Source organism: Lentzea xerophila, from assembly GCF_051094245.1.
In the GTDB taxonomy this organism is placed as follows: domain Bacteria; phylum Actinomycetota; class Actinomycetes; order Mycobacteriales; family Pseudonocardiaceae; genus Lentzea; species Lentzea xerophila.
The window spans coordinates 3,754,178-3,769,543 of record NZ_CP194934.1; the positions used below are offsets into that span (position 1 = coordinate 3,754,178).

General features: G+C 70.9%; 13 protein-coding genes. 7 read left to right on the forward strand and 6 right to left on the reverse strand.

Features of this window, described 5'->3' with window-relative positions; genetic code table 11:
* Positions 1 to 22: 22 nt before the first annotated feature.
* Together ACRSBM_RS17885 and ACRSBM_RS17890 are read right to left on the reverse strand one after the other, a co-directional pair.
* The gene (locus ACRSBM_RS17885; protein WP_434444619.1) at positions 23 to 1,681 is read right to left on the reverse strand and encodes a M14 family metallopeptidase; all 1,659 of its coding nucleotides are present in this window, start codon (positions 1,679 to 1,681) and stop codon (positions 23 to 25) included.
* A 126-nt stretch (positions 1,682 to 1,807) separates the two neighbouring features.
* The gene (locus tag ACRSBM_RS17890) at positions 1,808 to 2,047 is read right to left on the reverse strand and encodes a hypothetical protein (protein WP_434444621.1); all 240 of its coding nucleotides are present in this window, start codon (positions 2,045 to 2,047) and stop codon (positions 1,808 to 1,810) included.
* 194 nt (positions 2,048 to 2,241) lie between these two features.
* On the opposite strand from ACRSBM_RS17890, the gene ACRSBM_RS17895 reads away from it, so the two are divergent.
* The 3 genes from ACRSBM_RS17895 (at position 2,242) to ACRSBM_RS17905 (ending at position 4,151) form a co-directional block, all read left to right on the forward strand.
* On the forward strand, positions 2,242 to 2,796 hold the full coding sequence (locus ACRSBM_RS17895) for a DinB family protein (protein ID WP_434444622.1): 555 nt from the start codon (positions 2,242 to 2,244) through the stop codon (positions 2,794 to 2,796).
* A gap of 5 nt (positions 2,797 to 2,801) precedes the next feature.
* Positions 2,802 to 3,386, forward strand: coding sequence for a DinB family protein (locus ACRSBM_RS17900; RefSeq protein ID WP_434444623.1), 585 nt, complete (start codon positions 2,802 to 2,804; stop codon positions 3,384 to 3,386).
* Between the two features lie 189 nt (positions 3,387 to 3,575).
* Positions 3,576 to 4,151, forward strand: coding sequence for a pyridoxamine 5'-phosphate oxidase family protein (locus ACRSBM_RS17905; RefSeq protein WP_434444624.1), 576 nt, complete (start codon positions 3,576 to 3,578; stop codon positions 4,149 to 4,151).
* Between the two features lie 109 nt (positions 4,152 to 4,260).
* Here the strand turns inward: ACRSBM_RS17905 and ACRSBM_RS17910 are convergent, their stop codons facing one another.
* Positions 4,261 to 5,547: a M20/M25/M40 family metallo-hydrolase gene (locus tag ACRSBM_RS17910; RefSeq protein ID WP_434444626.1), complete on the reverse strand. Its 1,287-nt coding sequence runs from the start codon at positions 5,545 to 5,547 to the stop codon at positions 4,261 to 4,263.
* 15 nt (positions 5,548 to 5,562) lie between these two features.
* Positions 5,563 to 6,390, reverse strand: coding sequence for a M55 family metallopeptidase (locus ACRSBM_RS17915; protein ID WP_434444627.1), 828 nt, complete (start codon positions 6,388 to 6,390; stop codon positions 5,563 to 5,565).
* A 124-nt stretch (positions 6,391 to 6,514) separates the two neighbouring features.
* Here ACRSBM_RS17915 and ACRSBM_RS17920 point away from each other — a divergent pair, with 124 nt between their 5' ends.
* Genes ACRSBM_RS17920 through nikE form a run of 4 tightly spaced genes read left to right on the forward strand, consistent with a single transcriptional unit; the run spans position 6,515 to position 11,494 of the window.
* On the forward strand, positions 6,515 to 8,200 hold the full coding sequence (locus ACRSBM_RS17920) for an ABC transporter substrate-binding protein (RefSeq protein WP_434444628.1): 1,686 nt from the start codon (positions 6,515 to 6,517) through the stop codon (positions 8,198 to 8,200).
* The gene (locus ACRSBM_RS17925) at positions 8,201 to 9,151 is read left to right on the forward strand and encodes an ABC transporter permease (RefSeq protein ID WP_434444629.1); all 951 of its coding nucleotides are present in this window, start codon (positions 8,201 to 8,203) and stop codon (positions 9,149 to 9,151) included.
* On the forward strand, positions 9,148 to 9,966 hold the full coding sequence (locus tag ACRSBM_RS17930) for an ABC transporter permease (RefSeq protein WP_434444631.1): 819 nt from the start codon (positions 9,148 to 9,150) through the stop codon (positions 9,964 to 9,966). The genes ACRSBM_RS17925 and ACRSBM_RS17930 overlap by 4 nt, the downstream gene beginning before the upstream one ends.
* Positions 9,967 to 9,970: 4 nt before the next feature.
* Positions 9,971 to 11,494 (forward strand): nickel ABC transporter ATP-binding protein NikE, encoded by a 1,524-nt coding sequence (gene nikE / locus ACRSBM_RS17935; RefSeq protein WP_434444633.1) that lies wholly within the window; start codon positions 9,971 to 9,973, stop codon positions 11,492 to 11,494.
* 683 nt (positions 11,495 to 12,177) lie between these two features.
* Here nikE and ACRSBM_RS17940 read toward each other — a convergent pair.
* Together ACRSBM_RS17940 and ACRSBM_RS17945 are read right to left on the reverse strand one after the other, a co-directional pair.
* Positions 12,178 to 14,901 carry a BTAD domain-containing putative transcriptional regulator gene (locus tag ACRSBM_RS17940; protein ID WP_434444634.1) on the reverse strand — a complete coding sequence of 908 codons (2,724 nt, stop codon included), beginning with the start codon at positions 14,899 to 14,901 and terminating at the stop codon, positions 12,178 to 12,180.
* A gap of 62 nt (positions 14,902 to 14,963) precedes the next feature.
* The gene (locus tag ACRSBM_RS17945) at positions 14,964 to 15,356 is read right to left on the reverse strand and encodes a cupin domain-containing protein (protein WP_434444635.1); all 393 of its coding nucleotides are present in this window, start codon (positions 15,354 to 15,356) and stop codon (positions 14,964 to 14,966) included.
* Between the last annotated feature and the right edge of the window lie 10 nt (positions 15,357 to 15,366).

Sequence of the window (15,366 nt, forward strand, 5' to 3'; positions counted from 1 at the left end):
CACTTCGGAACTACGGGCCGGCTCAGAACTGCAGGCTCCACTTGTCGAGGAACCCGGTGTCCTGGGCGGCGTTGTCGTTGACCCTCAGCTGCCAGTTGCCGTTGGCGACCTCGCTGGAGGCGTTGACGGTGTAGGTGGTGTTGATGTTGTCCGTGCTTCCGCCGGAGCGGTTGTGCAGGACGTAGACGGTGCCGTCCGGCGCGACGAGCTCGACGCGCAGGTCGCCCTGGTAGGTGTGCTTGATGTCCACGGCGACCTTGAGGGTCGACGGGGCGTTGCCCGCTACCTCGGACACCACGAGCGGGGAGTTGACGGTGGTGTTGTCGCGGATCTGGAAGTCCGTGGCGTTCTCGAAGTACTTGCCGGGCAGGGGCGGGTCCACGCCGCAGTACTGCTGTTCCTTGCCGATGGCCTCGTAGGGGCAGTCGGCGCGTTCGAGCAGCTGCAGCACGGCCTCCTTGTTACGGGAGGTCTGCGCCGGGATCACCTCGTCGGGCGGGTAGAAGCCGCCACCGCCGGCGCTGCCGGGGTACATCTCGAAGGTGTAGGCGAAAATGCCCTGCGTGCCCCACAGCCAGTCAGGGATCGACCCGTCGGTGATGTACAGGTCGCTGGACTGCTCGGGCGTGTAGTTGTTGCTGGCGGCCATCTGCCGGCCGATGGTGGCGAACGTGTCGCGCTGGTCCTGGGTCAGGCCCGGTGCGACGTCGTCGTAGGTCCAGCCCCACGGCCACAGGATGAGCTCGCTGTAGGTGTGGAAGTCGATGGACGCGGTGATCTGCTGCTTGCCGCCGACGTTGCGGCCGCGCACGAAGTCGGCCACGACCTTCACCTCGGGCGCGGACTCCGCGCTCGGCCCGCGGTAGGTCTCCGAGCCGGTGCTGCCCGAGGAACCGCCGCAGCAGCCCCACTTGTAGCCCCAGTTGCGGTTGAGGTCGGTGCCGACGTTGCTGGAACCGGCGTTCGGCTGCCGGTTCTTGCGCCACGACCGGTAGCTGCCGGTGGCGATGTCGTACTCGCCGCCGTCGGGGTTGACGTCCGGGATGATCCAGACCTCGCGGGTGTCGAGCAGGCCCTTGATCCGCGCGTCGGTCGCGTACTGGGTCGTGAACTGGTTGATCAGGTACAGCGCCATCTCGACGGTGAGGTGCTCACGGGCGTGCTGGTGGTGCGTGAACAGCACCTCCGGCTCGTTCTCGTCGACGCCGACGTTGTCGCTGATCTTGAGCGCCACGATGTCGCGGTTCTCGTAGGACTTGCCGATGACCTGCTTCGAGATCAGGTTCGGGTACGCCGCGACGGCCTGGTTGATCTTGGCGGTCATCTCGGCGTAGTTGTGGTAGTTCGAGTCCGCGGCGGGGAAGTCGAACGGGCCGATCGCCGAGTTCTCCTCCATCCGCTTGGGCAGCTCGGTGACCTCGAAGCCCTGGGCCCGCAGGCTCTTGGCCTCGCGTTCGGTGGCGGTGACCACGACGATGCCGTGTTCTTCGACCGAGTCGATCGCGGCACCGGACTTGGCGAGCTTGGTGCGCTGTTCAGCGGTGCGAACGTTGCTGACCTGGTAGTTCGTCGACGTTTCCGGAGCGCCTGGGGCCGCGCCGGTGGGCACGCCTCCCATCGCGAACACGACGCTCGCGGCGACGGTGACCCCGATCAGGGGTCTGAGATGGCTCTTTCGCATGCAGGGCAACCCTTTCGTACCACGGCAGGACATGGCTCCGCCTTGTGTAGTCCGTGTTAAGGGTCACTGTCATCCCGCCATCCGTATGGGCTTGGCTGGTCATGGCTTGGCTGGTCCGATGACGCGCTACGACGCTGTGGAGGCCGCCTCGTACCGGGTGGCCCGGGAGATCTCGTTGCCGGGGTTGCCGGCGTGGCGTGCCGCGGTGGCGCCGTACTTCCTGCCGGGCCGCACGGTTCTGGATCTGGGCGCCGGGACCGGGTTGTTCGTGCGGGCGTTCGGGTCATGGTTTCCGGACGTGTCCGTGGTGGCGGAGGGTCTGGGGTTCGCGGTGCCCCAGGTGACCACGTCGTCGTTGGCGGACAAGGCCTCGACGCTGCGCCGGGAAGCTGCGGTCGTTGTCCACACAGGAGTTCGAGGCGGGCCGGCAACGCCTGCTGGAGGCCGCCGCCGTCGAGACCGGACCGGTGGTGGATCACCTGGACCTGCTGGTGCTCAGGATTGTCGGTGCTGTCTGAGACGCTGCTCGGTGTGGACGAGAAAGCACTCGGTACCTGGACTTGGCGCGCTCGGCGTTGCTGTGGAAGCTCGAGGGCCTCTCGGAGTACGACGTGCGCCGGCCGATGACGCCGACGGGCACGAACCTGCTGGGGCTGGTGAAGCACGCGGCCGGGGTGGAGCTGAACTACTTCGGCCGCGTGTTCGGCCGGCCGTTCCCCGACCCTCCACTGTGGTCGACGGCGGAGGCGTTACCGGCGTCGGACATGTACGCCGAGCTCGACGAGTCACGAGAGTCGGTCGTGGCCTTCTACGCGGAGGTGCGCTCGTTCGCCGACGCCACGATCGCCGCCATGCCGCTGGACGCGCCGGGGTTGGTGACGTGGTGGCCGGAAGGCCGTCGTGAGGTGACGCTGCGGCAGGTCCTGGTCCAGGTGTCGACCGAGCTGCACCGCCACGCCGGGCACGCGGACGTGGTGCGGGAACTGGTCGACGGCGCGGTCGGCATGCAGGACGGCAACGCGAACATGCCGCCGGAGCCGGCGTCCTGGTGGGCGGAGCACCGTGCCCGGCTGGAGAAAATCGCGGACGCCGCGGACCGGGTTCTGCGAGGCTGACCGCCATGGCCTCAGACCCGAAAGCCGATCTGCACCGCTATCTCAAAGCCGCCAGGGAGACCGTGCTCTGGAAGCTCGACGGGCTCTCCGAGTACGACGTGCGTCGTCCGTTGACCCCGACCGCCACGAACCTGCTGGGCCTGGTCAAGCACCTCGCGAGCACCGAGCAGGAGTACTTCGGCGGCTGCCTGGGCCGTTCGTTCGGTGAGAAGCTGCCGTGGCTGGACCAGCTCGACGACGACCCGAACGCGGACATGTTCGCCACGGCGGAGGAGTCGCGCGAGGACATCGTGTCGCTCTACACGCGCGTGACCCGGTTCGCCGACACGGTGATCGCGGAGCTGCCGCTGGACGCGCCGGGCGTGGTGCCGTGGTGGCCGGAGGAGCGCAAGTACGTGACGTTGCACCTGTTGCTGGTCCACATGATCGCGGAGACGAACCGGCACGCCGGTCACATGGACATCCTGCGCGAGGGCCTCGACGGTGAGGCCGGTCTGCGGACGGGGATGTCGAACCTTCCCGAGCAGGACTGGGCGGCGTACCGGGAGCGGGTGGAGCAGGCGGCACGGCAGGCTTCGGGCGGGGTGTGACTTGTCGGGCCAGGCCTGAGCGCCCAGGCGTGGGGTCCCGTCGTGATCGGGGTGCGGATGGGGTGCAGGTACGGCAGGGCGCGCGTTCGAGATGAGTGGCTCGGCCGAGGTGCGCCGTGCGCTGGGGTGTGACTCAGCCCGTGGGAATCGCGGCTGACAGGGGCCTCGGAACGATCAATACTGCTGAGCATGGGTAAGGAATACGAGCGCATCGAGCCGCGGCTGTGGGAGTTCATCGAGAACCAGAAGGTGTTCTTCGTGGCCAGCGCCCCGCTGGCGGGCGACGGGCACGTGAACCTCTCGCCCAAGGGCCGTGAGGGCACGCTGCGGATCCTCGACGACCGCACGGTGGCCTACCTCGACTTCGGCGGCAGTCATGCCGAGACGATCGCGCATCTGCGGGAGAACGGCCGCATCACGTTGATGTGGTGTGCGTTCGACGGGCCGCCGAACATCGTGCGCGTCCACGGCCGCGGTGAGGCCGTGTTCCGCGACGACCCGCGGTTCGGTGAGCTGGTGGCGGGGTTCGGCGAGGCGGACGGGCCGGCGTTGCGGGCGGTGATCGTGGTGAGCGCGGAGCTGATCAGCGACACGTGCGGGTTCGCGGTGCCGTTCATGGACTACCGCTCGGAGCGGGAGTTGCACGCGGACTACTTCGGCCGCAAGTCCGACGAGGAGTTCCGCGAGTACACCAACAAGAAGCCCTACAACATCGAGAGCATCGACGGGCTTCCCGCCGTGCCGCTGCCGTTGCCGCCCCGCTGACGCGATCGTCCGGAGGATCGGCTGATGCCCCCGGACGCCCCTGACGCAACGCGCCGGGAGATCTGCCGCCATACAGCCCAGCGCGGCGCGGGAGCTCGTCGAACAGAGGTCAGCTCGACAGGAAGCGGTCCAGGACGCGCACCCCGAACTCCAGGCCGGCGACGGGGACGCGTTCGTCGACGCCGTGGGCCATGGCGCGGTAGTCGAAGCCGACGGGCAGCTGCAGCGGTGAGAAGCCGTAGCAGTGGATGCCGAGCCGGCTGAACGCCTTGGCGTCGGTGCCGCCGCCCAGGCAGTACGGCACGACGGCGGCGGTGGGGTCCTCGTCGCGCAGGGCTTCGGTCATCGCGGCGAACCACGGGGTGTCGATGGGGGCTTCGACCGGGGGCTGGTGTTCGAGGAACTCGCGGGTGACGCCGGGGGCGAGCAGCGAGTCGATGGTGGCTTCGAGCTCGTCGGCGGTGCCGGGCAGGGTGCGCACGTCGAGTTGGGCGGTGGCGGTGCCGGGGATGACGTTGACCTTGTAGCCGGCCTGCAGCATCGTCGGTGTGGTGGAGCAGCGGACGGTGTTCTCCACGAGCTTGGCGGCGGGGCCGAGGCGCGCGATGGTGCCGTCGACGTCGTCGAGGTCGACCTCGACCCCGAGGGCTTTGCCCGCGCCGACGAGGAACGCCTCGACTGTCGGGGTCAGGCGTACGGGGTGCTGGTGGGCGGCGATCCGGGCCAGTGAGGTGAGCAACGCGGTCACGGCGTTCTGGTCGTTGCGGCGTGATCCGTGCCCGGCGCGGCCGGTGGCGGTGAGCTTCATGTGCGAGGTGCCGCGTTCGGCGGTGCCGATCGGGTACAGCCGCACGCCGTCGACGTCGTAGGAGAACCCGCCGGACTCGCTGATCGCGGCCTGCACGCCGGCGAAGTGGGCGGCGTGGTGCTCGACGAGCCAATGGGCTCCGTAGGCGCCCTGGTCCTCCTCGTCGGCGACGAACGCCAGCACGACGTCGCGGCGCGGGCGGCGGCCCTCGGTGTGCCAGCGGTTGATCACGGCCAGGGTCATGGCGGCCATGTCCTTCATGTCGACCGCGCCGCGGCCGTGCACGTAGCCGTCGCGGATCTCGCCGGCGAACGGGTCGACGGTCCACTCGGCCGGGTCGGCGGGCACGACGTCGAGGTGCGACTGGACCAGCACGGCGGGCAGTGACGGGTCGGTGCCGTGGACGCGGGCCAGGACGTTGGTGCGGCGCGGCGCCGGTTCGAGCAACGTGGGCGGCACGCCGTTGTCCTGAAGGACCGCGGCCACGTGTTCGGCGGCCTCGCGTTCGCCCGCGGAGTCACCGCCGCCGTGGTTGGTCGTGTCGAAGCGGATCAGTTGCGCGCACAGCCGCGCCACGTCCAGCGTCATGCCGACACCCTACGGTCAGCCGTAGATGCCCTCGATCGCCCCGGCCGCGACGTGGGTGACGACTTTGAAGGCCTTCATCGCCTCGGTCATCGACGCGGCGTCGAACCCGACCCGCCGCTCGCCGACGAGGTCGACGGTCGGTACGACGGCGGCGGCCTCGGCCAGGTGCGTGGCGTCGAACTCGACCTCGATGCGGTGTGCGGCGACCACGCCCGCGACCCGGCCCGCGGCCGCCATCGCGGCAGTCGACGCTTCGGTGATCTGTGCGGACGTCACGGCGGGTGGCAGGCACACGGCCGCGTACCGCGAGACACAGTCCTTGACCGCCACGGTCTGCGCGGAGGGGGCGTAGGTGGTGGCGTCGGCGCACGTCAGATCATCACCGGTGACGAGCAGCACCGGGACGCCGTACTCGGCGGCCAGTGCGGCGTTGAGGCGTCCTTCGGAGGCGAGCACGCCGTCGAGCCACACGCCGGTGATGGAGTTCTCCAGGTAGGTGTGCGCGAGCACGCCGCGTGTGCCCGCGGCGGTGTGGTAGCCGAGGAAGACCACACCGTCCACTTCGGAGTCGATGCCCTGCATCATCGACAGCGGCTTGTGCCGGCCGGTGAGCATCCGCGCCGAGGTGTGGAGGTCCTCGAGCAGGAGGTTGCGCTGCGAGGAGTGGGCCTCGTTGACCAGCACCTGCCGCGCGCCGCCGGCGACCAGGCCGGCCACGCACGCGTTGACGTCGCCGGTGAACAGGCGCCGGAACCGTTGCCACTGCTCGGTACCGGGGACGACGTCGCCGGTCCAGGTGATTCCCGTGGCGCCTTCCATGTCCGCCGAGATCATGATCCGCACATCTCGGTAGGTTAGCGGTGGGCTGCTGGGAAGAGGGGTTTTCGTGCGGGTGAAGTTGTGTGCGTTGCTTGCGATAGCAACAACTGTGGGGCTGTCGGCTCCTCCGGCGAGCGCGCAGGGGCCGGTGATCCTCAAGGTCGCGATCGTCCAGCAGATCGACTCGCTGAACCCGTTCCTCGCGGTGTTCCAGTCGAGCACCGAGATCGGCCGGTTGATGTACGACTACCTGACGGCGTACACGGCCGAGGACCAGAGCGTGACCGAGGGCATCGCGAGCAGATGGGCTCCCTCGGCCGACAAGCTGACCTGGACGTTCACCGTCCCCGAGGGCAAGAGGTGGTCCGACGGGATGCCGATCACGGCACACGACGTCGCGTTCACCTACAACCTGATGCTGACCAACGAGGTCGCGCGCACCGCGAACGGCAGCTTCGTCGCGAACTTCCGCGACGTCACCGCGACCGACGACCGGACCGTGGTCATCACGACCAAGACGCCCCAGGTGACGATGCTGGCGCTGGACATCCCGATCGTGCCCCGGCACGTGTGGGAGAAGGTCGGCAGCATCAAGGACTACGCCAACGACGAGATGCCGGTCGTCGGCTCGGGCCCGTTCGTGCTCACCGAACACGTGCCGGGCCAGTTCATCAAGCTCAAGGCCAACAAGGACTACTGGCGCGGCCCGGCGAAGTACGACGAGCTGCACTTCGTGTACTTCCAGAACTCCGACGCCGCGGTGCGGGCGCTGGGCAACGGCGAGGTCGACCTGGTCAACCGGATGGCGCCGGCCCAGTTCGACTCGCTCGCGGGTGAGGAGGGCGTCACGCGCAACAAGGCGCAGGGCCGCCGCTTCACCGAGCTGCTGATCAACCCCGGCGCGCGGACCCGCACCGGCGAGCCGATCGGCGACGGCGCCCCGGCGCTGACCGACGTGCGGGTGCGCCGGGCGATCGCGCAGGCCATCGACCTCGACGCGCTGGTGCAGCGGGTCAGCCTCGGCTACGCGGAGAAGGGCTCGGGCCTGGTGCCGCCGGTGTTCGGCAAGTGGCACTGGCAGCCCGGCGAGTCCGAGCGGCGCGAGTTCGACCCGGCCGCGGCCAACGCGGCACTCGACGCCGCCGGGTTCCCCCGCAAGGCCGACGGCACCCGCTTCCCGCTGCGGCTGATCGGCCGCGCCGGCCGGGCCTACGACGAGCAGGCCAGCGAGTACCTGAAGCGGTCGATGAGCGACATCGGCATCCCGCTGGACGTGCGGCTGGTGTCGGACAACCAGCTCAACGAGGCGACCACCGCCGCCACGTACGACCTGGCGTTCTCGGGCTGGGCGAGCAACATCGACCCGGACTTCATCCTCGGTCTGCACACCTGCGCGCAACGGCCGGGCGCGGACGGCAAGGGCGGCACCACCGACGCCTACTTCTGCGACGAGACCTACGACGAGCTCTACGCCCGGCAGCTCTCGGAGTTCGACGAGGGCGAGCGGGTGCGGATCGTGAAGCAGATGCAGGCCCGCTTCTACGACCAGGTGCCCGCGGTGGTGCTCGCCTACGACAACGCGCTGGAGGCCTACCGTTCCGACCACTTCAGCCGGTTCACCACCCAGCCCGCGCAGGGTGGCGTGATCATGGCGCAGAACGGCATGTGGGGCTACTACCGCGCCGAACCGGCCGAGCGTGCCGAACGGGCCGCGCTGGTGCCGGGCGGCAGGTGGGCCCTCCTCGCGATCGGCGGCGCGGTGATCGCGGTTTTCGTGCTGGCGGTGGTCGTGATGGTCCGCCGGCGCAACGCCACGGCAGAGGAGCGCGAGTAAGTGCGTCTGGCCGGTCGGTTCGGTGGTGCCGCGCTCAGCCTGCTGATGGTGGCGGTGCTGGGCTTCTTCCTGTTCCGGGTGGTGCCCGGCGACCCGGTGGTCTCGATGACGCGGGGCCGTCCGACGACGGAGGCGATGCAGGCCCAGCTGCGGGCGCAGTTCGGCTTGGACCGTCCGCTGCACGAGCAGTTCTGGAGTTACTTCACCTCGCTGCTGCAGGGCGATCTGGGCACCTCGTTCACGTTCCGGCGCCCGGTGGCGGAGGTGATCGCGGAACGCCTGGGGCCGACGCTGCTGCTGGTCGGCACGTCCACGCTGATCGCGGTGGGGCTGGGGTTGTGGCTCGGGGTGCGGGCGGCGTGGCGTCGTGACTCGGTGTTCGACCGGGCAACGACGGGGGTGTCGCTGACGTTGTGGGCGGTGCCGACGTTCTGGCTCGGGATGCTGCTGATGATGGCGACGGGGGATCTGTTCCCGTCGCGGGGCATGCGCGACACCGACACGGCGCCGGACTTCCTGTCCCAGGCCCTCGACGTCGGCCACCACCTGGTGCTGCCGTCGATCACGCTGGTCGCGGTGGTGTGCGCGGAGTACATGCTGGTGATGCGGTCGTCGTTGCTGGAGGAGATGCATGCCCCGTATCTGACGACGGCGCGCGCGAAGGGTCTGCGTGACGACCTGGTGCGCCGCCGCCACGCGGTGCCGAACGCGATGCTGCCGGCGATCACGCTGGTGTTCCTGCGGTTCGGGCTGGTGGTGAGCGGGGCGATCACGACGGAGACGGTGTTCTCCTGGCCGGGTCTGGGGCTGCTGTTCTACGACGCGCTGACCGGGCCGGACTACTTCCTGCTGCAGGGGCTGCTGGTCGTGACGGCGGGCGCGGTCGTGGTGATGAATCTGGCCGCCGACCTGCTGCACGGGGTCCTGGATCCACGGGTGAAGGTCGTATGAGCAGGTTCGGCAGGCCGGGCATCGCCGGCGCCGTGGTCCTCGTCGTGGCGGCACTGGTCGCGGTGGTCGCGCCGCTGCTGATCCCCGCCGACGCGCTGGACGTCACCCGCGTGACGGCGGCCCCGTGGCAGGCACCGGACGCCGGGCACTGGCTGGGCACCGACCACACCGGACGGTCGGTGGCCCTGCTGGTGCTGCAGGGCGCGGGCACGTCGTTGTTCGTCGGGCTGACCGCGGCGGTGCTCGCGGTCGGCATCGGCACGCTCGTCGGCATCCTCAGCGCGCATTTCGGTGGTCTGCTGGCGGGGGCGTTGCTGCGGGTGACGGACTTCTTCCTGGTGCTGCCGGCGCTGGTGCTGGCGATCGCGCTGTCCACGGTGCTGCCGCGCGGCCTGGGCACGATCATCCTGGCGATCGGCCTGACGAGCTGGCCGTCCACGGCGCGGATGGTGCGCGCGCAGACGCTGACGATCGAGGCCCGCCCGTTCGTGGAGCGGGCGCGGGCGCTCGGGGGCGGCCACGTGCACGTGATCGGCCGGCACGTGCTGCCGTCGGTGGTGCCGCTGGTGCTGGTCAACGCGACACTCGCGGTGGCGTCGGCGATCGTGGCGGAGTCGACGCTGGCGTTTCTCGGGCTGGGTGATCCGACGCGGATCTCGTGGGGCGCGATGCTGCACCAGGCGCAGCTGCACGGGGCGGTGCCGCAGGGGGCGTGGTGGTTCCTGCTACCGCCGGGTCTCGCGATCGTGGTGGTCGTGCTGGCGTTCACGCTCGTCGGGCGTGCCCTCGAAGCCGTCGTGACGCCGAAGAGGTGAACGCATGCTGGAGTTGAACAACCTCACCGTCCACTACGGGCACAGGCGCGTCGTCGACGACGTGAGCCTGACCCTCGCGCCCGGTCAGACGCTGGGGCTGGCCGGCGAGTCGGGGTCGGGCAAGTCGACGGTGGCCATGTCGGTGCTGCGGCTGCTGCCCAGGACCGCGCGGGTCGAGGGCGAGATCCTGCTCGACGGCGACGACGTGCGGACGATGTCGTGGGGCCGGTTGCGGGCGGTGCGGTGGGCGTCGGCGTCGGTCGTGTTCCAGGGCGCGATGCATTCGCTCAACCCGGTGCGGCGCGTCGGTGAGCAGATCGCCGAACCGATGCGCCTGCACGGCACGGACGGCAGTGTGGCGGAGCTGCTGGAGCAGGTGGAGCTGCCGCGCGAGAAGGCGCGGGCGTATCCGCACGAGCTGTCGGGCGGGCAGAAGCAGCGGGTGATGATCGCGATGGCGCTGGCGTGCGGGCCGCGGCTGGTGATCGCGGACGAGCCGACGACGGCGCTGGACGTCGTGGTGCAGGCGCAGGTGCTGGCCGTGGTGAAGCGGCTGGTCGCCGAGCAGGACCTCGGGTTGCTGATGATCAGCCACGACCTGTCGGTGCTCGCCGAGACGTGTGAGGACCTGGCGGTGATGCACCAGGGACAGCTGGTCGAGCGCGGCCGCACGCGGGAGGTGATCGCGAACCCGCGGCACCCGCACACCGCGGCGCTGACGGCGGCGTTCCCGGTGATCGGCGACCCGGCGCACCGCTGGGCCGAGCCCGCCGAGCCCACGGAGCCGTTGCTGCGGGTGCGGGAGCTGGTGGTGGACTACGGCCGGACGCGCGCGGTGGACGGGGTGGACCTGACGGTCGGGCGGGGCGAGATCGTGGCGCTGGTCGGGCAGTCCGGCTCCGGCAAAACGACACTGGCCCGCACCATAATGGGGCTGCGGGTGCCGTCCTCCGGTCGGGTGATCTTCGACGGTGTGGAGGTGCCCCGCACCGGCAAGGCGCTCAAGGCGTTCCGGCGCCAGGTGCAGCTCGTGCTCCAGGATCCCGCCAGCGCCCTGAACCCCCGCCACACCGTCTTCGACGCCGTCGCGGAGGGCCTGCGCGTGCACGGCCTGCGCGAGGACGAGGAATCGCTGGTCACGGCCGCTGTGGAGCGTGCGGAGCTGCGGCCGGCGAGCCTGTATGTGGAGTCGCTGCCACACGAGCTGTCCGGGGGCCAGCAGCAGCGCGTGGTGATCGCCGGGGCACTGGTGCTGCAGCCCCGCCTGCTGGTGGCCGACGAGCCCGTCGCCTCCCTGGATGCCTCGGTGCGCGGGGAGATCGTGGCCCTGCTGCTCCGGTTGCGCCGCGAACTGGGCCTTGCATCATTGATCATCACGCACGACCTAGGGCTGGCGTGGCAGATCGCCGACCGGGTCGCGGTGATGCACCAGGGGAGAATCGTGGAACAAGGCCCGGTCGAACAAGTCCTGCTCACCCCCTCCCACGACTACACGCGCGCGTTGCTGCACGCGGTACCGCGGGTGTGACGTGGTCCCGCTCGAACACGCCCGCTACCGGGCCTCGCTGACGCCCGCCGAGATCGGGCGGGGCGGGGCCGACGGCTGGGTGGCCGTCGGCGAGGTACCGGCGCTGGCGTCATTGGCGTGGCACGACCTGGGCTGCCCGCCCGGAGTCCTGGGCGAGCTCGCCGAGGCCACCGAACCTGGGCACGTGCTGGCGCTGTGCCGGATCCTGGCCTCGACCTCCCGCGCCGACACCGCCGCCGTCTGGCGCTACCTGGCCGCGGACTGGGAACGCACGGGCGAGCGGTCCGACGGCAGGCAGCGGTTCCTGCTGGACCGGGCCATGCGCGGCGAGGGCATGGACTGGCACAACTGCGCGGCGGTGATGGGCACCGGGCGGCCCGAGGACGTCGACGCGGCGTTCGGCCGCGGCGAGGACATGGTCGGCGTGGCCGTCATCGGCCTGGCCCTGTCCCACCCCGACCCGCTGGTCGTGCTGCCGCGCGTGGCCCGCGCGCTGGACCACAACCGCCTCGAGGTACGCCGGCAGGGCGCCACGGCGCTGGCACACGTGGCGCGCATCCACGGGGTGGTGTCACGGGAGTGCCTGGAGGTGCTGCGCCGCCATCCCGACGACACCGCCGAGGCCGACCTGTGGACGTTCATCGCCCACCACCGGCTGCCCGTGTGGTTGTGGTGGCGGCGGATCAGGTCACGGGCAGGACGGCGAGCTCCGCGCGCACGGCGGTCTCGGTTACCCGGTTGCGCTGCGCCCGCGCCCGCCGCAATGCCTCGTGCAGGTGCCGCCGGGCCCCGTCGAAATCGCCCTCGGCATGCGCGATCCGGCCTCGTTGCAGCGCGATGTGGCACCGCATCTCGTTCGGCCCGTACCAGCCGACCGGACACAGCTCCCACGCCCGGTCGCACTCCGCGCGGGCGGTCGCGTACTCGCCGGTGACGCGGGCGAGCTCGGCGAGGCCGAAATGAGCACCCGCCTGGACCAGGGGCGCCCCGGCGCGGCGGGCCAGGGTGAGCGCGAGAGCGAAGTCCGCCCTGGCCCCGTCGAAATCTCCCGCGACGACCCTCGCCTGGGCTCGTCCGCTGACCGCTTCGGCGGTGTCCTCGGTGGCGCCGAGCTCGGTGAGCAGGCCGCGAGCCCGTTCGATGTGCGCCAGGGCGCTCGTGGCGTCACCGACGCTCAGGGCGATCTCGCCGAGCTGGTTGAACGCGAGCGCGGCACCCCAGCGGTCACCGACGTTCGTGAACGCCGCCGCACCCCGCAGCAGCAGCTCCCGGGCGGTCGCCGGGTCGTCGCCCATGCGGGCCACGAGACCGTCGCCGATCAGGGCGAGTGCCGCGCTCCACGGGTCGCCGCCCAGCAGCCGGGTGCGGCGCTGCCACACCTGCGAGTCGTTCTCCGGCGCTCCCAGCGCCATGCCCCACATCATGGTCATGATCGGGTAGTGCGGCGGGGCGTCGAGCGCGGTGAGCAGGACGTCGGCCTGCCGGATGCGGGCGCTCTGGTCGCCGGTCGCGACCGGCCACGCGAGCAGCAGGCACAGCGCGTACTCCTGCTCCCTGCCTGACGGCGGGGTCTCGCCGCACGCGTGCAGCACGGCGTCGGCCAGCTGGGCGGCTTCCGTGCGCAGGCCGCGGCACCAGTAGTAGGTCGCCAGCGCCGCGACGAGTTCCAGCGCGAGCCCCAGGTCGTGGGCGGTGGCCCAGGTGACGGCGGCGACGAGGTTGTCGTGGTCGGCGGCCAGCCGGGCGAGCCAGGCGACCTGCTCGTGGGCGCGCAGATGCGGTTCCGCTTCGCGCGCGCGATCAAGGAACCAGCGGGCGTGCCGTTCACCCAGCTCCGGCGCGTGGGTGGCACAGAACGCGCGGATGGTGTCGAGCATCCGGTAGCGCTCGCCGACGACCTCGACGAGCGACTTGTCCACCAACGAGGTCAGGGTGTCCACATCGGACTCGCACACGGTCGTGACCGCGGCCAGGTCCGCGCCGCCGGAGAAGACGGTGAAGCGGGCGGCGAGGTCACGTTCGGCGTCGGTGAGCAGGTCCCAGCTCCACTCGACGACGGCGTGCAGCGTGCGGTGACGGGGCGCGGCGGTGCGGCTGCCCCTGGACAGCAACCGGAACCGGTCGTCGAGCCGGGCCGCGATCTCGCCCAGCGGCAGTGACCGGACGCGTGCGGCGGCCAGCTCGACGGCGAGCGCGATGCCGTCCAGCCGCCGGCACACCTCGGCGATGACGCCGTGGTCGGCGGTGAAACCCGGCCTGACCGCCTGGGCCCGGTCCAGGAACAGGCGCGTGGCGGCCTCGTCGTCCAGCGCCGTCACCGGGCTGAGGGTCTCCCCGGTGATGCCGAGCGGTTCCCGGCTGGTCGCGAGCACCCGCACGTCCGGGCACGCGCTCAGAACGCCGCCCAGCACGCGGGCGGCGTCGTCGACGACGTGCTCGCAGTTGTCCACGACCAGCACGATGGCGCGCGCGGCCAGCGCGGCCCGCAACCGGTCCTCGACGCTGACCGATCCCGCCGACAGCAGCCCGGCCTCCCGCACACCGACGCCGTCGAGCAGCGCACGGGCGACGTCAGTGGTGGCACTCAGGTCGACGAACGCCACCTCACCCGGTTCCCGATGCGCGACCTCGACCGCGAGCCGCGTCTTGCCGGTACCACCGGGACCGATGAGCGTCACCAGCCGGTTCTCCTGCAGCCACTTGGTGACGCGCCGCAGGTCCTCGTCACGCCCGACGAAGCTCGTGAGCTGCGCCGGCACACCCCGATGCGGCGCCTCGGCCCGCAACACCTCCAGGTGCGCGGCGGCCAGCACGGGGGAGGGGTCGACACCGAGCTCCTCGGCCAGCAGCTCCCGGCCCCGCTCGAACACCTCCAGCGCCTCGGTCTGACGGCCGTCGCGGTGCAGCGCGCGGATCAGCGCCGCCCGCAGGTCCTCCCGCAACGGGTGCTCCGACACCAGCTCCCGCAACCGCGCCGTGGTCCCGCCCGACAGCGCACAGCCGATGAGCACCTCGGTCAGCCGATGCCGCGCGGCCGGCACGAACGGCGCGTCCACGTCGGCCAGGGCCGGCCCGCGCCACAACGCCAGCGCCTCCGCGGCCCGCCCCGCGGCGAGCAGCTCCTCACACCGGTGCGCGTCGATGTCGGACGGGTCGGCCACCAGCCGGTACCCGGCCGGATGGTGCTCGACCACCAGCCCCGGCACCGTCCGCCGCAGCCTCGACACCTGCGACTGCAACGCGTTGGCCGCACCCGAGGGCGGCTCGGCGTACAGGCCGCCGATCAACTGCTCGTGCCCCACGATCCGCCCGGCGTCCAGCACCAGCCTCGCCAGCAGCGCACGCTGACGAGGCGCCGCGACCTCCACACCGTCGACCAGCACCGGACCGAGCACCCCGAACCTCACAGGGCCCGATTCTTCCCGAGTCAGTGCAGCGGCGAAGCAGGAACGGCCACGCTCCCTCACCGTCAGGCCAGCGCGTGCCCGGTCGTCGCGTCCACGTGGGCCGGAACCTCGTCGTGCCGGTCGCCGACGGTCGGCGTTCCGGTGGGCTCGAACATCAGGATCTGCGCACCGTGCGGGGCTGACGGCTTGTGGAACGTGCCACGCGGCACCGTGAACACCGCGCCCTTCACCAGCACGACCGTGCGTTCACCTGAGGCTTCACGCAGCGCGATGTGCAGTTCGCCGTCGAGCACGAGGAAGAACTCGTCGGTGTCGTCATGCACATGCCACACGTGCTCACCCCGCACTTTGGCAACACGCACGTCGTAGTCGTTGACGCGGGTGACGATCCGAGGGCTCCACACGGCGTCGAACGAGGCCAGGGCGTGGTCCAGGGCAATGGGTTCGTTGGTCACGCCGTCCAGC

Coding starts and splice junctions, on each gene's coding strand:
- ACRSBM_RS17905 (WP_434444624.1), top strand. CDS start 3,576: ATGGGTAAGGAATACGAGCGCATCGAGCCGCGGCTGTGGGAGTTCATC.
- ACRSBM_RS17885 (WP_434444619.1), bottom strand. CDS start 1,681: ATGCGAAAGAGCCATCTCAGACCCCTGATCGGGGTCACCGTCGCCGCG.
- nikE (WP_434444633.1), top strand. CDS start 9,971: ATGCTGGAGTTGAACAACCTCACCGTCCACTACGGGCACAGGCGCGTC.
- ACRSBM_RS17900 (WP_434444623.1), top strand. CDS start 2,802: ATGGCCTCAGACCCGAAAGCCGATCTGCACCGCTATCTCAAAGCCGCC.
- ACRSBM_RS17910 (WP_434444626.1), bottom strand. CDS start 5,547: ATGACGCTGGACGTGGCGCGGCTGTGCGCGCAACTGATCCGCTTCGAC.
- ACRSBM_RS17930 (WP_434444631.1), top strand. CDS start 9,148: ATGAGCAGGTTCGGCAGGCCGGGCATCGCCGGCGCCGTGGTCCTCGTC.